At 38.7% G+C, this 18,536-nt stretch carries 20 protein-coding genes; all 20 read right to left on the reverse strand.

The genetic code is table 11. From position 1 onward, the window contains the following. Nucleotides 1–7: 7 nt before the first annotated feature. The gene (gene hisC / locus ACLHDF_RS05880) at nt 8–1,111 is read right to left on the reverse strand and encodes a histidinol-phosphate transaminase (protein ID WP_413918009.1); all 1,104 of its coding nucleotides are present in this window, start codon (nt 1,109–1,111) and stop codon (nt 8–10) included. Between the two features lie 4 nt (nt 1,112–1,115). Then, nucleotides 1,116–1,931, reverse strand: coding sequence for a tryptophan synthase subunit alpha (gene trpA, locus ACLHDF_RS05885; protein WP_413918010.1), 816 nt, complete (start codon nt 1,929–1,931; stop codon nt 1,116–1,118). After that, a complete protein-coding gene (trpB, locus tag ACLHDF_RS05890; RefSeq protein WP_413918011.1) occupies nt 1,918–3,132 on the reverse strand; it encodes a tryptophan synthase subunit beta in 1,215 nt (404 codons plus the stop codon). The genes trpA and trpB overlap by 14 nt, the downstream gene beginning before the upstream one ends. Beyond that, nucleotides 3,129–3,755 (reverse strand): phosphoribosylanthranilate isomerase, encoded by a 627-nt coding sequence (locus ACLHDF_RS05895; protein ID WP_413918012.1) that lies wholly within the window; start codon nt 3,753–3,755, stop codon nt 3,129–3,131. The genes trpB and ACLHDF_RS05895 overlap by 4 nt, the downstream gene beginning before the upstream one ends. Continuing rightward, a complete protein-coding gene (gene trpC / locus ACLHDF_RS05900; RefSeq protein WP_413918013.1) occupies nt 3,745–4,512 on the reverse strand; it encodes an indole-3-glycerol phosphate synthase TrpC in 768 nt (255 codons plus the stop codon). Before trpC ends, ACLHDF_RS05895 begins: the two co-directional genes overlap by 11 nt. Continuing rightward, complete coding sequence (gene trpD, locus ACLHDF_RS05905; protein WP_413918014.1) at nt 4,502–5,527, reverse strand: anthranilate phosphoribosyltransferase; 1,026 nt, start codon at nt 5,525–5,527, stop codon at nt 4,502–4,504. The genes trpC and trpD overlap by 11 nt, the downstream gene beginning before the upstream one ends. Then, on the reverse strand, nt 5,520–7,034 hold the full coding sequence (gene trpE, locus ACLHDF_RS05910; RefSeq protein WP_413918015.1) for an anthranilate synthase component I: 1,515 nt from the start codon (nt 7,032–7,034) through the stop codon (nt 5,520–5,522). The genes trpD and trpE overlap by 8 nt, the downstream gene beginning before the upstream one ends. Nucleotides 7,035–7,317: 283 nt before the next feature. Continuing rightward, nucleotides 7,318–8,400 (reverse strand): 3-dehydroquinate synthase, encoded by a 1,083-nt coding sequence (aroB, locus tag ACLHDF_RS05915; protein ID WP_413918016.1) that lies wholly within the window; start codon nt 8,398–8,400, stop codon nt 7,318–7,320. Then, complete coding sequence (aroC, locus tag ACLHDF_RS05920) at nt 8,400–9,572, reverse strand: chorismate synthase (RefSeq protein ID WP_413918017.1); 1,173 nt, start codon at nt 9,570–9,572, stop codon at nt 8,400–8,402. Before aroC ends, aroB begins: the two co-directional genes overlap by 1 nt. A gap of 134 nt (nt 9,573–9,706) precedes the next feature. After that, nucleotides 9,707–10,489: a CheR family methyltransferase gene (locus tag ACLHDF_RS05925; RefSeq protein ID WP_413918018.1), complete on the reverse strand. Its 783-nt coding sequence runs from the start codon at nt 10,487–10,489 to the stop codon at nt 9,707–9,709. A 211-nt stretch (nt 10,490–10,700) separates the two neighbouring features. After that, entirely contained in the window at nt 10,701–11,150 is a 450-nt protein-coding gene (ndk, locus tag ACLHDF_RS05930) for a nucleoside-diphosphate kinase (RefSeq protein WP_413918019.1), read from the reverse strand. Between the two features lie 115 nt (nt 11,151–11,265). After that, nucleotides 11,266–12,231, reverse strand: coding sequence for a heptaprenyl diphosphate synthase component II (gene hepT / locus ACLHDF_RS05935; protein WP_413918020.1), 966 nt, complete (start codon nt 12,229–12,231; stop codon nt 11,266–11,268). A gap of 81 nt (nt 12,232–12,312) precedes the next feature. Next, nucleotides 12,313–13,017: a demethylmenaquinone methyltransferase gene (locus tag ACLHDF_RS05940; RefSeq protein ID WP_413918021.1), complete on the reverse strand. Its 705-nt coding sequence runs from the start codon at nt 13,015–13,017 to the stop codon at nt 12,313–12,315. 4 nt (nt 13,018–13,021) lie between these two features. Next, nucleotides 13,022–13,813 carry a heptaprenyl diphosphate synthase component 1 gene (locus ACLHDF_RS05945; protein ID WP_413918022.1) on the reverse strand — a complete coding sequence of 264 codons (792 nt, stop codon included), beginning with the start codon at nt 13,811–13,813 and terminating at the stop codon, nt 13,022–13,024. A gap of 281 nt (nt 13,814–14,094) precedes the next feature. Then, nucleotides 14,095–14,325, reverse strand: a complete 231-nt coding sequence (mtrB, locus tag ACLHDF_RS05950) for a trp RNA-binding attenuation protein MtrB (RefSeq protein WP_413918023.1) — start codon at nt 14,323–14,325, stop codon at nt 14,095–14,097. Between the two features lie 25 nt (nt 14,326–14,350). Next, nucleotides 14,351–14,917 (reverse strand): GTP cyclohydrolase I FolE, encoded by a 567-nt coding sequence (folE, locus tag ACLHDF_RS05955; RefSeq protein WP_413918024.1) that lies wholly within the window; start codon nt 14,915–14,917, stop codon nt 14,351–14,353. 148 nt (nt 14,918–15,065) lie between these two features. After that, entirely contained in the window at nt 15,066–15,338 is a 273-nt protein-coding gene (locus ACLHDF_RS05960; protein ID WP_013059016.1) for an HU family DNA-binding protein, read from the reverse strand. Between the two features lie 374 nt (nt 15,339–15,712). Then, on the reverse strand, nt 15,713–17,191 hold the full coding sequence (spoIVA, locus tag ACLHDF_RS05965; protein WP_258303876.1) for a stage IV sporulation protein A: 1,479 nt from the start codon (nt 17,189–17,191) through the stop codon (nt 15,713–15,715). A gap of 229 nt (nt 17,192–17,420) precedes the next feature. Further along, the gene (locus tag ACLHDF_RS05970; RefSeq protein ID WP_413918025.1) at nt 17,421–18,143 is read right to left on the reverse strand and encodes a hypothetical protein; all 723 of its coding nucleotides are present in this window, start codon (nt 18,141–18,143) and stop codon (nt 17,421–17,423) included. 27 nt (nt 18,144–18,170) lie between these two features. Continuing rightward, nucleotides 18,171–18,374, reverse strand: coding sequence for a DUF2768 domain-containing protein (locus ACLHDF_RS05975; RefSeq protein ID WP_413918026.1), 204 nt, complete (start codon nt 18,372–18,374; stop codon nt 18,171–18,173). Nucleotides 18,375–18,536: the final 162 nt, after the last annotated feature.

Below are 18,536 nucleotides of genomic sequence, written 5' to 3' on the forward strand. Positions count from 1 at the left end.
TTAGGTATTAAGCTTTAGCTGTTGTTTGGTTAACAAACTGCTGAAGCAATTCAATGATTTGTTCATTTTGTTCTTTTGTTCCCACTGTAATACGAACCGAGGTTGGGAAGCCTAATGCATTCCCGGAACGAACGATAAATCCGCGCTGCAATAAAAATTGAAACACTTCATCGCCTTGGCGACCAAAATCAATTAGAACAAAATTAGTGAAAGAAGGATAATAGTTTAAGCCATTCTTATCACAGAAAGCATAGTATTGCTGCAAACCTGCTTCATTTTTCTTTTTACACTCTTCAATGAACGCTTGGTCTTCAAGAGCAACGATTGCTGCTTTTTGAGCCATGCGGCTTGTATTAAAAGGTTCACGAGCCGGTTCAATTTTTTGTAGCAATGATTCGTTTGCAATACCGTAACCAATACGCAAAGAAGCTAAGCCGTATGCTTTTGAAAATGTGCGAAGTACAATTAAGTTTTCATATTCATTCAAAAACTCTACCGTATTCGGGTAGTCGGCTTGATCTGCTGCATACTCAAAATACGCTTCATCCATAACAATTAACGTATGCTTAGGAACTTGTTTCATAAAGGAAATTAACTCATCGCCCTTTACGTATGTTCCCGTCGGGTTATTTGGGCTGCATACCCACACAATTGTCGTGTTTTCATCAATTGCCCGAAGCATAGCATCTAAGTCATGGTCTCCACTGCGCAGCGGTACTTCACGAATTTCTGCGCCTTCAATTACGGCATTATGCTTATATTGAGGAAATGATGGCGTCGGCATGACGGTATTTGTATCAGCTGATAGCAAAGCTCGGCAAATAATTTGAATAACTTCATCAGATCCATTTCCAAAAATCAACTGATCTTGCTCTACACCTACGTGTTTTGCTACTGCTGCACGCAGTTCAGCTGCATAGCCGTCTGGATAAAGTGCCATATTGTCAATTTCTGCAGCAATGGCTTCTTTTACTAAAGCTGAACTGCCGTAAGGATTTTCATTGGATGCTAGTTTTACAACGCGATCTAAATTAAATTCACGCTTCACTTCTTCAATTGGCTTACCTGGTTTATATGGGGATAAAGTTAGTAATTGTTCTTTTACCTTCACCGTGTTACACCTCGCATTTTTGTATAGGCGAAACGATGGATGCAACATACTCCTCAATTTGATTTAATCCGTCTTGGCGTGTATCCTTATTTAAAAGAACTTTTTCAAGCTGGCCAATTTTATTAACAATTGCACTTCCAATTACAATGCCGTCGCTATGTTCTTTTAACACCTCTACTTGTTCGCTTGTTGAAATCCCAAAGCCGACGGCAACCGGTATAGAAGCTACTACTTTCACATCTTCTAAAAAGGTGCCGATATCAGCTGGCAACGTAGAACGAACCCCTGTAACGCCTAAAGACGACACGCAGTATAAAAAGCCTGTTGCATCTGCAGCGATTTTTTGAATACGCTCTTTAGATGTAGGAGCAACCATTGAAATGTACGCAACTTCATTTTCAGCGGCAAGCTCCCGGATACGGCCACTTTCTTCGTACGGTAAATCCGGAATTAGCACTCCATCTATTTCATTTTCTCGCATTAACGCGAAAAAGGATTCTAAACCTAATTGTAACACAGGATTAAAATAGGTAAAGAGAATTACCGGTATTTTCACACCTTTTTTTCTCATCACAGATACAAGCTTAATTGCTTTTGAAATAGACATACCGCCAGACAAAGCTCTTTTAGACGCTTCTTGAATAATCGGACCATCTGCTAAAGGATCAGAATATGGTACGCCCAATTCTAAAATAGAAGCGCCTTGCTTTTGCAAAGACAGCGCAATATCCACCGTTGCATCCTCATGAGGATCTCCTGCCGTAATAAACGGAATAAATAATGTTTCATGTTTAGGTAGTCTCGCTTCAAACGTATTCATGTTCTTCTTCCTTCCCTTCTAGCAAGTTTACTAATGTATGAACGTCCTTATCTCCTCGACCGGACAAGCAAATTAAAATCGTTTCTTCTTTCGTCATGCTTTTAGCCAGTTCAAATGCTTTTGCCAACGCATGGGCGGATTCAATAGCCGGGATGATGCCCTCTGTTTTCGCCAGCAGCTGAAGGGCTTCGATTGACTCATCATCCGTTACACTTTCATATTCTACTCGTCCAATAGATGAGAGATGCGAATGCTCCGGACCAATACCCGGATAATCCAAACCGGCTGAAATAGAATAAGGCTCTGTAATTTGGCCATTTTCATCTTGAAGTAAATATGTGAGCGTTCCGTGAATCACACCTTTTGTGCCTTTAGCCATTTTAGCAGCATGAAGGGCGGTATTTAGTCCTTTTCCTCCCGCTTCTACGCCGATCAAGCGTACATTTTCTTCTTTAATAAAATCGTAAAACATGCCGATTGCATTGCTGCCGCCTCCGACGCATGCCACGACAGCATTCGGAAGCTTACCTTCTACCGCCATAAATTGTTCTTTTGCTTCTTCTCCAATAATTTTTTGGAAATCCCGAACCATTTTAGGATAAGGGTGCGGCCCAATTGCCGAACCAATTAAGTAAAAATGATCTTCACAATGTTGAACCCAGTAGCGAATTGCTTCATTTGTTGCATCTTTTAGCGTTTTTGTTCCAGAAGTTGCAGGAATGACTTCTGCTCCTAGAAGCTTCATGCGAAAAACGTTTAAAGCCTGACGTTCAATATCTTCTTCTCCCATGAATACTTTACATTCCATTCCAAACTTTGCGGCTACTGTAGCTGTGGCTACCCCGTGCTGACCCGCTCCTGTTTCAGCAATAATTTTTGTTTTACCCATACGTTTAGCAAGTAAAATCTGTCCAATGGCATTATTGATTTTGTGAGCACCTGTATGGTTTAAGTCTTCACGTTTTAAATAAATTTTTGCCCCGCCGAGCGTGTCTGTAATATTATTAGCATATGTTAAAGCCGTTGGTCGACCTGAATAGTTTACAAGTAAAGACAGATACTCATCTTTAAATGCCGGATCTTTCATTGCTTCATCCAAAGCTGCTTCTACTTCTTCAAGTGGTTTCATTAATGTTTCAGGTACGTATTTTCCGCCAAATTCACCAAAGCGGCCAAATTCATCAGGATGATTGTATGTCATAATATGATCTTCCTTTCAATTTCTATAATTTTCATATAGTCCTTCGTTCCATTTGTTTCAATACCGCCAGAAATATCAATCGCCCCAGGCTTGTAGGGTAATAAGTGCTCAATGTTAAGAGCATTGATTCCTCCAGCAATAAAGCATTTTTTACCTAAATTTTGTGCGGCTGATTCATACTGAGGAACAAAGCTCCAATCAAAAGCGACTCCCGTTCCTCCAAATTGTTCTTTAACCTTACTATCAATTACATAGCCGTCAGTATCTTCATATACATACATTTGCTGCAGCGTCTCTTTATTGTGCGGAAGTGCTTTCCACACTTCGTATCCATGCTGCTTTAACCGACGTACTTCCTCAGCCGTTTCTTGCCCGTGGCACTGAATAACATCCAAATTTGTCACAGAGGCAATTTCAAGTATTTGATTTACAGGTGTGTTCACAAATACCCCTACCAGCGAGACTTGTTTTTTAATTTCATCCGTTACCAATTCATTTACTCGTTCAGGCTGTACATATCGTTTACTTTTAGGATAAAAAATAAAGCCAATGTGAGTAGCAGCCGACTTTCCGATTAAAGCTATATCTTGTTTTGATCGAATGCCGCAGTACTTAATAAGCATATTCACTTTCTCCAAACAGCTGTTTAATCGCTTTGGTTTGATTATCCTGTCTCATAAGCGATTCTCCTACTAAAATAGCTTTTGCACCCGCTTCTTTTACGAAGGAAACATCATCGTATAAGTAAATGCCGCTTTCACTTACTAACAGCTGATCCTTCGAAACGTGCTTGGCGATTTCTTTTGTCTGCTGCACGCTGGTTTCAAACGTATGAAGGTTTCGGTTATTAATCCCAATAATCTTCGGCGTAAATACAGCTAACAGCTGTTCGAGCGTTTCTAAAGAATGCACTTCTACTAAACAATCTAACTCTTTTTCAGCAGCTTGAAGATAAAGCTCTTGCAATTTTAATGGTTCAAGTGCTTCTCCAATGAGTAAAATAGCATCGGCACCGATTCGTGCACTTTCCTCCACTTGAATGGAATCAATGATAAAATCCTTGCGAAGCACAGGGATAGAAACATGCTGTTTAATATCGCTTAAAAACGTTCGATGTCCTTGAAAATAATGCTGATCCGTTAACACAGACAAAGCATCTGCTTTTCCTTCTTCGTAGGCTTTAGCAATTTCCACGGGCTGAAAATTCTCTTTTATTAATCCTTTAGAAGGCGAGGCTTTTTTTACTTCTGCAATAAGAGCCAGCTCTCGATTCGGGTTTGATAAAGCATCTAAAAATGATCTTTTTGTAACATTTTGCTGTTCGGGTAACTGTAAGTTTTGAATCTCTTCTTTTTTTGTTTCAATAATTTTATTGAGCATGTTCAACCACCTTTTTCGATTTTAATCGCTGTAACTGTGTATACGCGGCACCTGATTCAATTGTTTTTAAAGCTACAGCTACTCCTTCTTCAAAAGTAGAGACGTTTCCGCTAACGTAAATAGCTGCAGCAGAGTTCAACACAACTGCATTTTTAGCAGTTACATTACTTTTATTTAGAAATAGGGATTCAATAAGCTCTGCACTTGATTTCGCATCTTCTACCACTAAATCCTCAAGTTTCCCTCTTTGTAAGTTCATATCCTCTGGCGCAAGCGTGTATTCTGTAATGATACTGCCTCGTACTTCTACAATATCCGTTACATCTGTAGCGCTAATTTCATCCAAACCATCTCTGCCAGCAACAAGAAGAACGTGGTTAGCACCCAGTACAACGAGCGCTTCTGCTAATTTCCGGGCAAGCTCAATGGAATATACGCCAATTACTTGCTTTGTGCAGTTAGTAGGGTTTGCTAACGGACCTAATGCATTAAAAACGGTTCTAAACCCTAATTCCTTTCGAGTAGAAGCAACGTGCTTCATAGCCGGATGATAAAGCGGTGCAAATAAAAACGACATGTTAAGGTCAGCAACCGCATTTTTTACTTCTTTTTCATTTCCTTGAATCCATATATCCAGATGTTCTAACACATCTGCACTCCCGCTTTTAGAGGACACGGCACGATTTCCGTGTTTCGCAACCTTTACTCCAGCAGCAGATGCCACAATCGCACTAGCCGTCGAGATATTAAAAGTAGAGGCCCCGTCTCCTCCCGTACCGCATGTGTCTACTACGTTTAATTCTTCTAGAGAAATAGCATTCATATTGTTTTTCATACCTCGGACAAAACCAACAATTTCATCTACTGTTTCTCCTCGGTACGTTAAGATGGTTAGTACGCTAGCAATTTGAGCTGCCGGGACTTTACCGTTCATAATATCATTCATAATTTTTTCTGCTTCTTCCGCTGAAAGTGACTCACCGCGCAAACACTTTTTTAACAATTCTTTAAACATATACATCCTCCTTTTTATCGTAGATGTCTTGAGCTAATTGAATTGTTTTGATTAAAGCGCTAGCTTTATTGCGAGTTTCTTTCCACTCAAGCTCTGGTTTTGAGTCAGCAACCACACCTGCTCCAGCCTGGATATAAGCGGTTTGCTCCTTCAAAAGAATGGTACGAATTGCAATGCATGAATCAATGTTTCCATCAAATCCGAGATATGCTACGGTTCCTGCATATACATTTCGCGCAACTGGTTCAATTTCATTTAAGATTTGCATCGCCCGTACTTTTGGAGCACCAGAGACGGTACCCGCTGGAAATGCAGATAGCAGCGCATCAATGGGATGTACTTTTTCGTCAAGGCGTCCTGTCACCTTAGAAATCAAGTGCATGACGTGCGAAAAGTTAACCTGCTGCATCAATACCGGTGTTTGAACCGTTCCATACTGTGCAACTCGACCGATGTCATTTCTTGCTAAGTCTACGAGCATATAATGTTCTGCCCGCTCTTTCTCATCATTAATTAAGTCTTCATATAAGCGAGCATCTTCTTCTGCATCCCTGCCCCGTCTTCTTGTTCCTGCAATTGGGTGAATCTCTAAATGGCCGTTTTCAATTTGAATCAACCGTTCAGGAGAACTTCCGATTAATTCCACTCCTTTTAATTTCACGTAAAATAAATAAGGAGATGGATTAACTAATCGCAATACTCTGTAAATATCAAATCCAGCTACTGTTGTATCAATTTGAAATCTCTGCGACAATACGGCTTGAAAAACATCTCCGCTTTTAATGTATTCCTTAATTTTTTCAACATCTTGCACAAATTTATCTTTTTGGTATGACGATGTAACGCCTTCAAAGCTAACTTCGCGCTGTTCACTTTCAAACATCATTGGCTTTTCTTTCACAGTCTGCGCTATTCTTTCAACATATCGATTGATCTCTGCTAGAGCCTCTTCATATTTTTCTTTTTTCTGCTGCTCTTTATCTTGTTCCTTAAGCTGAATGTAGTGAATCACCATAAGCTCTTTTGTTTGGTGATTATAAGCAAGCATTGTTTGACAATAGATAAAGTGAAAAGTAGGCATGTTCAAATCGTTTCTGGCATGTACGTTTACTTTTTCAATTTGCGAGACTGCATCGTAGCTGATAAATCCTACTGCCCCTCCTTTAAAAGGAAGTGCAAGATCCGGTACTTTCACTTTCAGCTCTTGCTGAATTTTACGAAATACCTCTTTAAAGCTGTCTCCTTGCAGCGCAGGTAGAAGCTGCTTGTTTTTTGCTAAATACGTTCCGTTCTCTTCTTCTACATACAAAAATGGATTCAAGCCAACAAAAGAATAATTGGACCATGGTGATGATTCATCATTACTTTCAAGCAAATATACCGCTTCATCTTTTACTTGTTGAAAAAGATCAACAGGTGTCATGCTATCGATAAATATTTTTTTTATAATTGGAATGGTTAAATACTTTGTAGAGTCTTCTAAAAAAGAAGTATACGTGTTCGTCATATCTTTCAATCCTCCATTTCATGGAGAATGAGAATAGATGAGGTTATATAAAAGAGGATATAATAAACAAACCCAAAGACACATCAAAAATGGGCCTTTGGGTATACGAATGGTAAAATTCACTCAACTAAACTCTGCTCAACTGTCTCATTCTCGTCTACCCTAATCTCAACTAAACTGTCTAATGATTTCTCATAACTAAAATTTCTAAACTAACTTGTTACCAATTGTAGTACGTTTCAAATTCATTTGTCAACTACTATCTACTTGGGTTTAGCCTAAACTAAGCTTTAAGCTCTTCATTCAGCAGCTTAAGAATCACTTCATCTTCTACTTGTTGAACAAAAGGTTTGCCTATGCTTTCAAGCAGTACCATATGAACATTGCTTGATTTAGACTTCTTGTCTGCTTTCATTCTCACGAGCAGCTTTTCAGCTGAAAGATGGTTTGGAACAGACGTCTCGTAGCCAAATTTTTTAAACCATTTCGCAATGTCCCCCACTGGGAACTGGCTTTTCCCAAGTATATTGCTAACTTTCATGGCAAACAGCATACCGATCGCTACGCCTTCTCCGTGACTGATTTGTCCATAGCCGCACTCTGCTTCGATTGCATGACCTAGCGTATGTCCAAAGTTCAGATGAGCACGAACGCCAGCTTCTGTCTCATCTTCTTTCACAATAGATGCTTTGACTAAAATACCGCTTTGAATAGCATAAATTAATTTTTCATCCTGTAAATCAGTCAACGACTGTATATTTTGCTGAAGCCATTCATAAAATGCTTCATCATGAATAAAAGCGTGTTTAATCACTTCTGCAAAACCAGAACGCCACTCTCTTTTGGGAAGCGTTTTAAGAAGATCAATGTCATAAACAACCGCTTCAGGCTGATAAAAAGCGCCAATCATATTTTTTCCAAGCTCATGATTAATGGCTACTTTACCGCCTACAGCACTATCGTGAGCAAGAAGCGTCGTTGGCACTTGAATAAAAGAAACGCCTCTCATGTATGTAGCTGCTACAAACCCAGCTAAATCACCAACTACCCCACCCCCAAAAGCAATGACTAGCGCATTGCGATCGAGCTGCTGTTGGAGTGCAAATGTCTGACAATCGTAGTAATGTTGAAATGACTTTGCATGTTCACCGCTTGGCACTACATATTTAGCCACTTTAAACTTCGTCTCAATCGCTTTTACAACCGCTTCTCCATAATATGAATCTACAGCTGAATCAGTGATTATTAACACGGACGACAGATTAGGTTTTACACTCTCAATAATGGCAGGCAGCTTTTCAATTAATCCATTTCCTAAATAAAGAGGATATGTTTTAGATAAAGTTTGAATATCAATTTGCAACATTAAAACTCCCTCGCATGTGCACGCATTTTCTCAATATTTTCAGCAATTAAATCAATTCGGTCTTGTCCAAACTGTTCGACTAGCGCAGCAGCCAATTCCCAGGCTACAACAGCTTCTGCTACGACGCTTGCTGCCGGTACAGCGCAGCTATCTGAACGTTCGATGCTTGCCTCAAAGGCTTCCTTTGTTTCAATATCAACACTTTTTAACGGCTTGTAAAGGGTTGGAATAGGTTTCATTACACCGCGTACTATAATTGGCATACCTGTTGTCATACCGCCTTCAAAGCCGCCTAAGTTATTTGTTTTGCGGGTATATCCATTCTCTTCATCCCATAGAATTTCGTCATGAACTTCGCTTCCTGGTCTGCGAGCCGCTTCAAATCCAATTCCAAACTCAACACCTTTAAATGCATTAATGCTCATAACAGCTGCAGCAATCTTCGCATCTAATTTACGATCGTAATGAACATAGCTGCCTACGCCTGCTGGCACGCCTTCAATAATAACTTCTACTACGCCTCCGATAGAATCGCCATTTTTCTTAGCATCATCGATTGCTTGCATCATGTCTTTCTCAACAGCTGAGTCAAAGCATCTTACTGGAGAAGCTTCAGTCGTTTCTTGAAGTTCCTCTAAGTTTTTGTATTGAGGCGGATTTGCCTGTACGCCTCCAATTTCTAATACATGTCCAGCTACAGAAATCCCAAACTGAGCGAGGATTTGACGAGCTACAGCACCTGCCGCTACCCTTACGGTTGTTTCACGAGCTGAAGAACGTTCTAATACATTTCTCATATCGCGATGACCATACTTAATAGCACCGTTCAAATCAGCATGACCTGGTCTTGGTCTCGAAATTTTACGCTTTACTTCTTCTGATTCTTCTTCAGAAATTGGCTCAATTCCCATAATTTTTGTCCAGTGTTTCCAGTCGTTATTCTCCACCGCTAACGTAATAGGAGAGCCAAGCGTATAGCCGTGACGAACACCGCTTAAAATTTCCGCTTGATCTTTTTCAATTTGCATACGTCGTCCGCGGCCATGCCCTTTTTGTCTTCGGGCTAAATCTGTATTAATATCTTCGGCTGTTAAAGGAAGTCCTGCCGGAATACCCTCTAAAATAGTAGTCAACTGTGGACCATGTGATTCCCCTGCTGTTAAATATCGCATAATTGTACCTCCGTTTAATATGTATTATTTCTCTGAATTTTTCCATTTTTAAATATGACTATACCATACTATAACATAAGAATGTACAAAAAGTTTTGCCTCAGCTTTTAAGAAATCGCTTCAGTTTATTTCGATTAAATGGCCTTGACTTTTCTATAAAAGAACGTATCAGCCGTTTCAAATCCATACTTTTGCGGGGTGAAAACTTGTTCTGTGCTTCCTACAAATAAAATGCCTCCAGGTGACAAAGCTCTGCTAAATTTTTCGTATAAAGCATGCTTTGCTTCATCTGTAAAATAAATAAGCACATTTCGACAAACAATCAAGTCAACGTTTTTCGGAAACAAGTCTGACAGCAAGTTGTGCTTTTGAAAGGTAACGGTTTTTTTAATTTTTTCATCTAATAAGTACCCGGTTCCTCTTTGTTGAAAGTGCTTATTTTTCATTGAAACAGGCACTTCCTGAAGTGAACGTTCATCATAAAAGCCTATTTTTGCTTTTTCTATCACTTTTTCATCTAAATCGGTCGCAAATATAGAAATACGCGAAAGCGGAAAAAATGTTGATAAAACCATTGCTAGCGTATAAGGCTCTTCCCCTGTTGAACAGGCAGCACTCCACACTTTCAGCTCTGTTTTTCCTTTTACAAGAGTCGGTAAGATATTTTGCTCCAATATACCCCACCGCTGATAGTTTCGATAAAACTCTGACACGTTAATTGTCATCCGATCTAAAAACTCCTCGAGTAATTCGTTGTTACTATTCATGGCTCGATAATATTCAAAAAAACTAGAAAAGCCCTTTTTTTCATACAGAGAGGTGAGGCGGCGTTGCATTTGAGACTGCTTATATAGCGATAAATCAATGCCTGTTTTTATTTTTATTTTCTCTACAAACGCATCGTATTCATCTATCATTTTTGACTCTCCTTTCTCATTCCTATACGTTTATGTTAGACGTATAAAGAAATAAAATCTTTATATACGCTTATCTTCTTATTAATATATCGGAATACATTGTGAAAATGTTTATACAGGGAGGTATCCTAAATCAATAACCTAGAAACCTATTTATAAACACAATAAAAAAGACGAATGAAAATTCATTCGTCTCCTTGCGCTATCTAAATTAGTAAATCCAAGCGTCTGCATCTTTTTTATAGAAAGTCAGCTCTTCACTTTCAAAGAATAAGCTGATTTCACGCTCCGCACTCTCTGGTGAATCTGAACCGTGAATAACATTCTTATCGACAATCAGTCCATAATCACCTCGGATAGTTCCAGGAAGCGCTTCTTGAGGATTAGTTTTCCCCATCATTTGACGTGATACTGAAATCACGTTTTCACCTTCCCATACCATAGCAAAAACCGGACCTGATGTGATAAATTTCACTAACTCACCAAAGAAAGGTTTCTCTTTATGTTCACCGTAGTGTGTTTCAGCTAATTCCTGCGAAATATGCATAAGCTTAGCTCCAACTAATTGAAAACCTTTTTTCTCAAAGCGAGAAATAACCTCACCAATAATGCTTCTTTGTACCCCATCTGGTTTGACCATTAAAAACGTTTTTTGTATCATTTTACTCTCCACCCCTGAAGTTCATGATATGTAAACAAGTTTTGAAAGCGCAATCACACCTCATGAAAATATTAACACTGTTTCGAGCAGTTTACAACTTATGAAAGTAAATAAATCAAAATTTCCGTTTTCCAATGTACTTCGCAATTTGATGCAGCGTTTTTTTCGCCTTGTTTGGCGGCAGTTCTTCTAAAATACTCATCGCTTTTTGCAGATAACGATCGCTCATCTCAAATGAACGTTCAATGGCGTTAGAAGATTTAATATCAGAAATAATTTCATTGATCAGCTCTTGCTCATATTCCCTCTCGAAAAGCTGTTCCACTTTATCTCGAAACTCCGCATTTTCAATGGCATACAAAACTGGCAGCGTAATATTTCCTTGTAGTAAGTCGCTGCCAACTGGTTTACCAAGCTGTTCTTCTGATGAGATAAAATCTAAAATGTCATCGGTAATTTGAAATGACATTCCTACGTAATATCCAAACCAAAATAAACGTTTATGTATATCTTCAGGAGCTCCCGCTGCAATTGCACCTAACTGACAGCTTGCAGCAATTAGCAGTGCCGTTTTACGTTTAATTCTACGCAGATACACGCGTAAGTTCTGGTTTAAGTTGTATTTGTCCTTAATCTGTTCAATTTCACCGAGCGTTAATTCCACCATCGTATTAGATAAAATTTTATGTGCTTCTACATCTTTAACCTCACTCATAACTTCAAGTGCACGAGCAAAGATGTAATCCCCTGTATACATAGCAATACGATTGTCCCATTTTGCCTTAATTGTTGGTTTTCCGCGTCGCTTATCAGCATCATCAATAACATCATCATGAACAAGAGACGCCATATGAATCAGCTCAAGCGCTACTGCAACATGTTTGATTTGGTCAATGTTGTAGTGCCCAAATTTAGCTGCCAACAAAACAAATACAGGGCGAATTCGTTTCCCCCCTGCTTGTAAAAGGTGAAGAGAAGCATCTGTAATAAGTGGTTCATCGGTATGAACAGTTTGTTCAAGTTCTTTCTCAATAAGGGTAATATCCGTATTCAAAAAAGCGTACATCATTTTTAGTTTCATTGGACTCACCTTGCATTATATATTCATTCTTTACTCCTTATCCTACAGGCTGTTGCAACTGTAGGACAAGCTTTTTCTCTTTTATCTTTTGTACCCTAGATGCATCGCTGCTACTCCACCTGTGTAAGATTTCACTTCAACATCTGTCAAACCGGCTTCACGAAACATATCTGCTAACTGCTTTTGACCTGGAAAGTCTCTAGCCGACTCTTGAAGCCATGAATATTCTTCATAGCTTTTAGCAACCATCTTTCCAAGCGCGGGCATAATATATTTAAAATAAAGCAAATACATTTGTCGGTAACCAATCATCGTGGGCTGAGACGTTTCAAGGCAAACCACTTTTCCGCCAGGCTTTACGACGCGCTGCATTTCCTTTAACACCTGAAGGTAATCGGGCACGTTGCGCAGGCCGAATCCAATCGTTACATAGTCAAATGAATTATCTTCAAAAGGAAGCTCCATTGCATTGCCGTGCAATAAGGTAATATTTGAAAAAGGTGAGCTTTTTACTTTCTCTTCACCAATCTTTAGCATATTTTGACTAAAATCCAGACCAACAGCTTTTCCTGTTTCTCCAACTGCTTCAGCCATGGCTAGCGTCCAATCTGCAGTTCCGCAACAAACATCTAAAGCTTTTGTTCCCTTTTGAACATTCATTCGCTTCATCGTATCTTTGCGCCATGCCTTATGGCGCTGAAAACTAATAACAGAATTCATCTGATCATAATTTTTGTATATTTTTTCAAATACGCCATGGACACGCTGTTCTTTTGATTGCTGCATATCTCTATCCTTCTCCTACGACATTTTTCAGCACTTCTAAGCTAGATGTAAGTTCATCTAAGTGCTCTCTTAAAAACTCATTCATCGCAAATTCACTTCGTAAGTATCCTCTAACAATATCTACAGACTGTTGAGTATACGAATAAAGGTATTCTTTTATTTGTTCTTGATTCATACCAATTTGTTTGCAATAGTTTAGCAAGAGAGTAGGTTCTTTATGCTGTAATGACTTTAATTGCTTTAATATCCCGTTCAAATACGCTGCATGTTTTAAAAGTTCTTTCCACTCTTCACGTTCAAAATAGTCACATAAGCATCTTACAAACGATGATTCTGCTGCTAAAAAACTATTCATAACGTCGTGTGGATTAGTAGAGCGATTGTTATAAATGTGTATCTTAGCGATATTAATTTCTTTAATAGCAGATGCTATAACTTTCATTAAATTCAGCTGGCTACTTTGAGCTAAATAGTAATAGTACAGGCCGCTGTAATAATCTCCGGCCAAAACTACTAGCTGACGCTCATGCAGCTTCCCTTCATTTCCGCTAACATTTTGAGTGGAGACTAGATCGTGGGTATCAAGTGCGGTTTGAACGAGCATCACAGATAGCACAGAGCTGTTCTTTTTTTCTTCTTCCATTGAAAGAGTGTCTAAGAACGAACACATGTACAGTAATCTATTTTCATCAATACGCGGATGATGAATGAATTTTTTTACATATGGATGACTTAATTCAACATGAAGCTGTTCTTTCATGTTGGCCACAATATCATAGATGGTTTTTACGCTCATCATCCTTGTCTCCCTTTCCATCACTATTTGTTTAAAGTTCTTTTAACTCCAAATCGATAGTGTCAATTATAACATAATTACATTATAAAATATCCTTTAAATTCTTTTGAAGCTTTTTAATAGTTTAAATCCTTTAGCAGCTCATCCGCTTGAACACCGTTCATCTACATACCATCTTCATTTCTTAGACAGTAATTTAAGATATTGCTTTTAGTTTCACCATGTTTTTCCTGTTCTTATTCATTTATTTTAAATATAAATAAAAGCAGGAAAATCCCTGCTTATTTTTTCGTATCGGATTCAATTTCTCCGTGAACAGTCTGAACGACGGCTTTGCCACGAATTTTAATTGCAGATGTATGCTCAGTAAACTGCGCAATCATTACTTCGCCTTTATCTAGTTTTTCTGAATGATGAAATCGCGTATCTGCTCCTCGCGTTAAGCCAATTACGTTAACTCCATCTTCGATCGCTTTAATGACAATATACTCTGGCGTTCCTTTTTGTGTCATATTCTCTTCTCCTTCATCATCCACATTATGATTTAATCAACGATAAAACTTCAGCTCTAGCACTTGCATCGTGTTCTAACACTCCACGCACAGCAGAAGTGATTGTCATAGCACCAGGCTTTTTAACGCCTCGCATAGTCATACACATGTGCTCTGCTTCCACTACTACCATTACCCCGTGCGGCTCTAATGTTTCTACAATAGAATCTGCCACTGTAGATGTAATTCTCTCTTGCAGCTGAGGACGCTTCGCAACAGCTTCTACCGCTCTTGCCAACTTACTTAAACCAGTTACTCGTCCGCCTTTCGGAATATACGCAACATGAGCTTTTCCGTAAAAAGGCACTAAATGGTGTTCACACATAGAGTAAAAAGGAATATCTTTCACAAGCACGAGCTCTTCATGATCTTCTCCAAAAACTGTTTTAAAATGCTCTTTTGGATCTTCATTCAATCCTGAAAAGACTTCTTCATACATTTTAGCTACTCGCTTTGGTGTATCTAATAATCCTTCTCGGTTTGGATCTTCGCCAATCGCTTCTAAAATTAGTCTCACAGCTTGTTCGATCTGTGGTTTATTTACAGATGACATGGTGTTGCCCTCCAATTCGTTGCATTACGACTTTATGAAAAAAATTCTAGCATATGTATATACCAAAGGCAAAAAAGAAAGGTCGCAAATGTGCGACCTTTCAAAGCTCTTCATCAACGGCTATGAATAAAGCCATTTTATGTAGATATTATTTTACAGCATCTTTAAGAGCTTTACCTGGTTTGAATGCAGGAACTTTGCTCGCAGGAATTTCGATTTCTTCGCCAGTTTGTGGGTTGCGTCCTTTACGGGCAGCACGTTCACGTACTTCGAAGTTACCAAAACCGATAAGTTGAACTTTGTCCTCAGCTTTTAAAGCTTCTAAAATTGTATCGAAAACAGCATCAACTGCTTTTGTAGCATCCTTTTTTGAAAGCTCACTTGCTTCTGCAACAGCATTAATTAATTCTGTCTTGTTCATGCCATTCACCTCCTCCCAAAAATCGGATCATATAATAACTAAAAACCCTGTTAGAAAAGGAATCTAGTAATTCGTTATATCTCATTCTTTAACAAAACAAATGGATATTATACATAGCCTATGTATCGACAAGCCTAATCATAAACGATTGAACTAAATAATTCAATGTTTTTCATTCATCTGCCGTGTATATGTAGTGAAAACAGTATGATCGATCGATTTCTGTTAAAAGATTAACATATTGAACAGGTCATAGCAAGCAGAAAATAACGCAGGAATGGGATAACCATGCGTTTTATCACAATATATGTAAAGTTTTGTATGATCTATCCAAAAAGAAAAGACTCCTTTATGAGGAGCCTAACGTTATATTTTTATAAAATAATCGCGATTAAACCTCCAGATCCTTCGTTGATAATGCGTTCAAGCGTTTCTTTTAACTTATATCGTGCATTTTCAGGCATCAGTGACAGCTTTCCTTGGATCCCTTCTCTTACAATTGAGCTTAGAGAGCGGCCAAATATATCTGAATTCCAAATCGAAAGCGGATCATCTTCAAAGTCTTGCATCAAATAACGAACTAATTCTTCGCTTTGCTTCTCTGTCCCGATAATCGGCGCAAATTCTGATTCTACATCTACTTTAATCATGTGAATAGAAGGTGCCACTGCTTTTAAACGAACTCCAAAGCGCGATCCTTGGCGAATAATCTCAGGTTCATCAAGGCTCATATCTGAAAGCGACGGTGCAGCTACACCGTAACCCGTTTGTTTAACCATACGAAGTGCATCAGAGACCTGGTCATATTCGGTTTTTGCATGCACAAAGTCTTGCATTAACTGCAGCAAATGATCTCTTCCGCGAATTTCCACTCCCACAATTTCTTTCAAAATCTGATCATATAAGTCATCTGGAGCGTATAAGTCAATTTCAGCAATTCCCTGCCCCATCTCAATTCCGGCTAACCGAGCCTGATCGATAAACTCAAATTGGCTAAATTGCTCTACTACCCGTTCAACGTCTCTCAGCCTCTTAATATCTTTTACCGTTTCTTTAACGGCTTCTTGATAGCTTTCACGCAGCCAATGTTTATCTTTTAAAACCATTACCCAGCTTGGTAGATTAACATTGACTTCTAATACAGGGAACTCATATAGTGCTTCTCTTAATACGTTCATCACATCAGTATCGCGCATGCTTTCCACACTCATGGCTAATACTGGAATATCGTATTTTTCATTAAGCTTTGCACGAAGCTTTTCTGTATCAGGATGATATGGCTGTACGGTATTAATAACCATGATAAATGGTTTGCCTACTTCTTTTAGCTCATTAATGACGCGCTCTTCTGCTTCCACGTAATCTTGACGAGGTATATCTCCAATTGAGCCATCTGTTGTAATGACGACACCAATCGTTGAGTGCTCTTGAATTACCTTTCTCGTTCCAATTTCAGCTGCTTCGTGAAATGGAATTGGTTCCTCATACCAAGGTGTATTGATCATTCGAGGTCCGTTTTCATCTTCGTATCCTTTGGCTCCTGGCACCGTATATCCTACACAATCTACTAACCGTATGTTAACTTCTAGCCCCTCATCTACCAAAACATTAACTGCTTGATTCGGGACGAATTTCGGCTCAGTTGTCATAATCGTTTTTCCAGCTGCACTTTGTGGTAGCTCATCTTGTGTGCGAGCTCTTTCTGCCTCGTTCTCGATGTGAGGCAGGACCACCAGCTCCATAAATTTTTTAATAAATGTAGATTTCCCTGTTCGAACTGCTCCCACCACACCTAAATATATATCGCCTCCTGTACGTTCAGCGATATCTTTAAATACATCCACCTTTTCCAAAAGATCCCCTCCGATCTATGAGTTCATGGAATATGACATCCATTGCGAGAGTAAATTAGGACACTATATAGTTATGACGTTGTCCTATTAAAATATGACTTTTGATAGAAAAATTTATGATTTTTTTCATGCACATGCTGACTTAGTCATTCTGATTATCATTATTGGTGTACAAGAAAGAGAAAACCCCTTCTCTCTGAATATTATTCAAGGAGAAGGGGTTCATGACTTATTTTTTTAAAAATATTGGTTCATTCTTATCGTTAACCGTATAAGGCAGAGAGTAAGCTGGTACAAAATCACTGTTTTTCACAAGAAGCTGTCGTATATCTTCACCCGGCTTGTAGGAGCTTTTATGCTTTTGAATGGCATCATACAAATCAGGACGATAATCCACAAATACCTCTCCTTGTCCATTAACAATTAAAGAAAGACTATTCCCTGTATAAGGACTAGTAACTACAGGGGGTTCTTTCATATTCAGTTTTTTATAATTAATAGAGAATACGCCGGGAGCGATAACATCTTTAAACGGCACGTAACCTTTATGATTTTGACGGTATATATTCAAATGTACATTAACATCTTGAATCGTATCAGCCATCCGCAAGTCTAATAATTTAACTGTAGGCTTTGTTTCTGCATCCACAAGCACGTACGCAAACACTCCTCCGCTTTCATACGAATTTCCGGGTGCGTCTTGCATATACCTCGGGACAATTTTCGTAAAATCAATGGGATATTTTTGATAAATAGGCGTGTCCATATCTTTCGTTTTTATCGGCAATAATCCTCCGCTTTCTTGTTTAAATTGATCAACCGCCGTTTGCACGGAGGCAACTTGGTCTTTATAAGGAACTTGATTTTGAGACATTCTTTCCGCCGGGTACAAGCAACCGGATAATATAAAAATAGTTACCCCAACAATAGACGTCAGCATGAATTTTTTCATTTATTATCTCACCCTACCATATGTACATTAAGCATCTGTCGGACCGCTGAACACAACAATTACCATAATAAGACCTGCTACAATCATAAGTGAATAGGCAATGAAAGCGAGTACAACTTTACCAACGCGGTTCGTGATTTTATAACGACTAAAGTAAATAGAAAATACCGAAATAAACATAAATACAATGGAGCCTAATGAAATCCACATTTTTAACAAACCTGGTGACAAATTGCATCCACTCCTTTTTTCACCGTTATTATACCATAGGGACCTATAGTTAAGACAAATATTGATAGAACTTTCTAAATTTACTATTTATTTATCTTCCATCGGTTCATGTTCTATAGTAATTACTTTCCTATTAAATTGATAAATTCCTGCTTTTTCACA

This window comes from Priestia megaterium, assembly GCF_046599315.1.
Lineage (GTDB): Bacteria > Bacillota > Bacilli > Bacillales > Bacillaceae_H > Priestia > Priestia megaterium_F.

Coding starts and splice junctions, on each gene's coding strand:
- trpA (WP_413918010.1), bottom strand. CDS start 1,931: ATGAATACGTTTGAAGCGAGACTACCTAAACATGAAACATTATTTATT.
- trpB (WP_413918011.1), bottom strand. CDS start 3,132: ATGACATACAATCATCCTGATGAATTTGGCCGCTTTGGTGAATTTGGC.
- ACLHDF_RS05895 (WP_413918012.1), bottom strand. CDS start 3,755: ATGCTTATTAAGTACTGCGGCATTCGATCAAAACAAGATATAGCTTTA.
- trpC (WP_413918013.1), bottom strand. CDS start 4,512: ATGCTCAATAAAATTATTGAAACAAAAAAAGAAGAGATTCAAAACTTA.
- trpD (WP_413918014.1), bottom strand. CDS start 5,527: ATGTTTAAAGAATTGTTAAAAAAGTGTTTGCGCGGTGAGTCACTTTCA.
- trpE (WP_413918015.1), bottom strand. CDS start 7,034: ATGACGAACACGTATACTTCTTTTTTAGAAGACTCTACAAAGTATTTA.
- aroB (WP_413918016.1), bottom strand. CDS start 8,400: ATGTTGCAAATTGATATTCAAACTTTATCTAAAACATATCCTCTTTAT.
- aroC (WP_413918017.1), bottom strand. CDS start 9,572: ATGCGATATTTAACAGCAGGGGAATCACATGGTCCACAGTTGACTACT.
- ACLHDF_RS05925 (WP_413918018.1), bottom strand. CDS start 10,489: ATGATAGATGAATACGATGCGTTTGTAGAGAAAATAAAAATAAAAACA.
- ndk (WP_413918019.1), bottom strand. CDS start 11,150: ATGATACAAAAAACGTTTTTAATGGTCAAACCAGATGGGGTACAAAGA.
- hepT (WP_413918020.1), bottom strand. CDS start 12,231: ATGAAACTAAAAATGATGTACGCTTTTTTGAATACGGATATTACCCTT.
- ACLHDF_RS05940 (WP_413918021.1), bottom strand. CDS start 13,017: ATGCAGCAATCAAAAGAACAGCGTGTCCATGGCGTATTTGAAAAAATA.
- ACLHDF_RS05945 (WP_413918022.1), bottom strand. CDS start 13,813: ATGAGCGTAAAAACCATCTATGATATTGTGGCCAACATGAAAGAACAG.
- mtrB (WP_413918023.1), bottom strand. CDS start 14,325: ATGACACAAAAAGGAACGCCAGAGTATATTGTCATTAAAGCGATCGAA.
- folE (WP_413918024.1), bottom strand. CDS start 14,917: ATGTCATCTGTAAATAAACCACAGATCGAACAAGCTGTGAGACTAATT.
- ACLHDF_RS05960 (WP_013059016.1), bottom strand. CDS start 15,338: ATGAACAAGACAGAATTAATTAATGCTGTTGCAGAAGCAAGTGAGCTT.
- ACLHDF_RS05970 (WP_413918025.1), bottom strand. CDS start 18,143: ATGAAAAAATTCATGCTGACGTCTATTGTTGGGGTAACTATTTTTATA.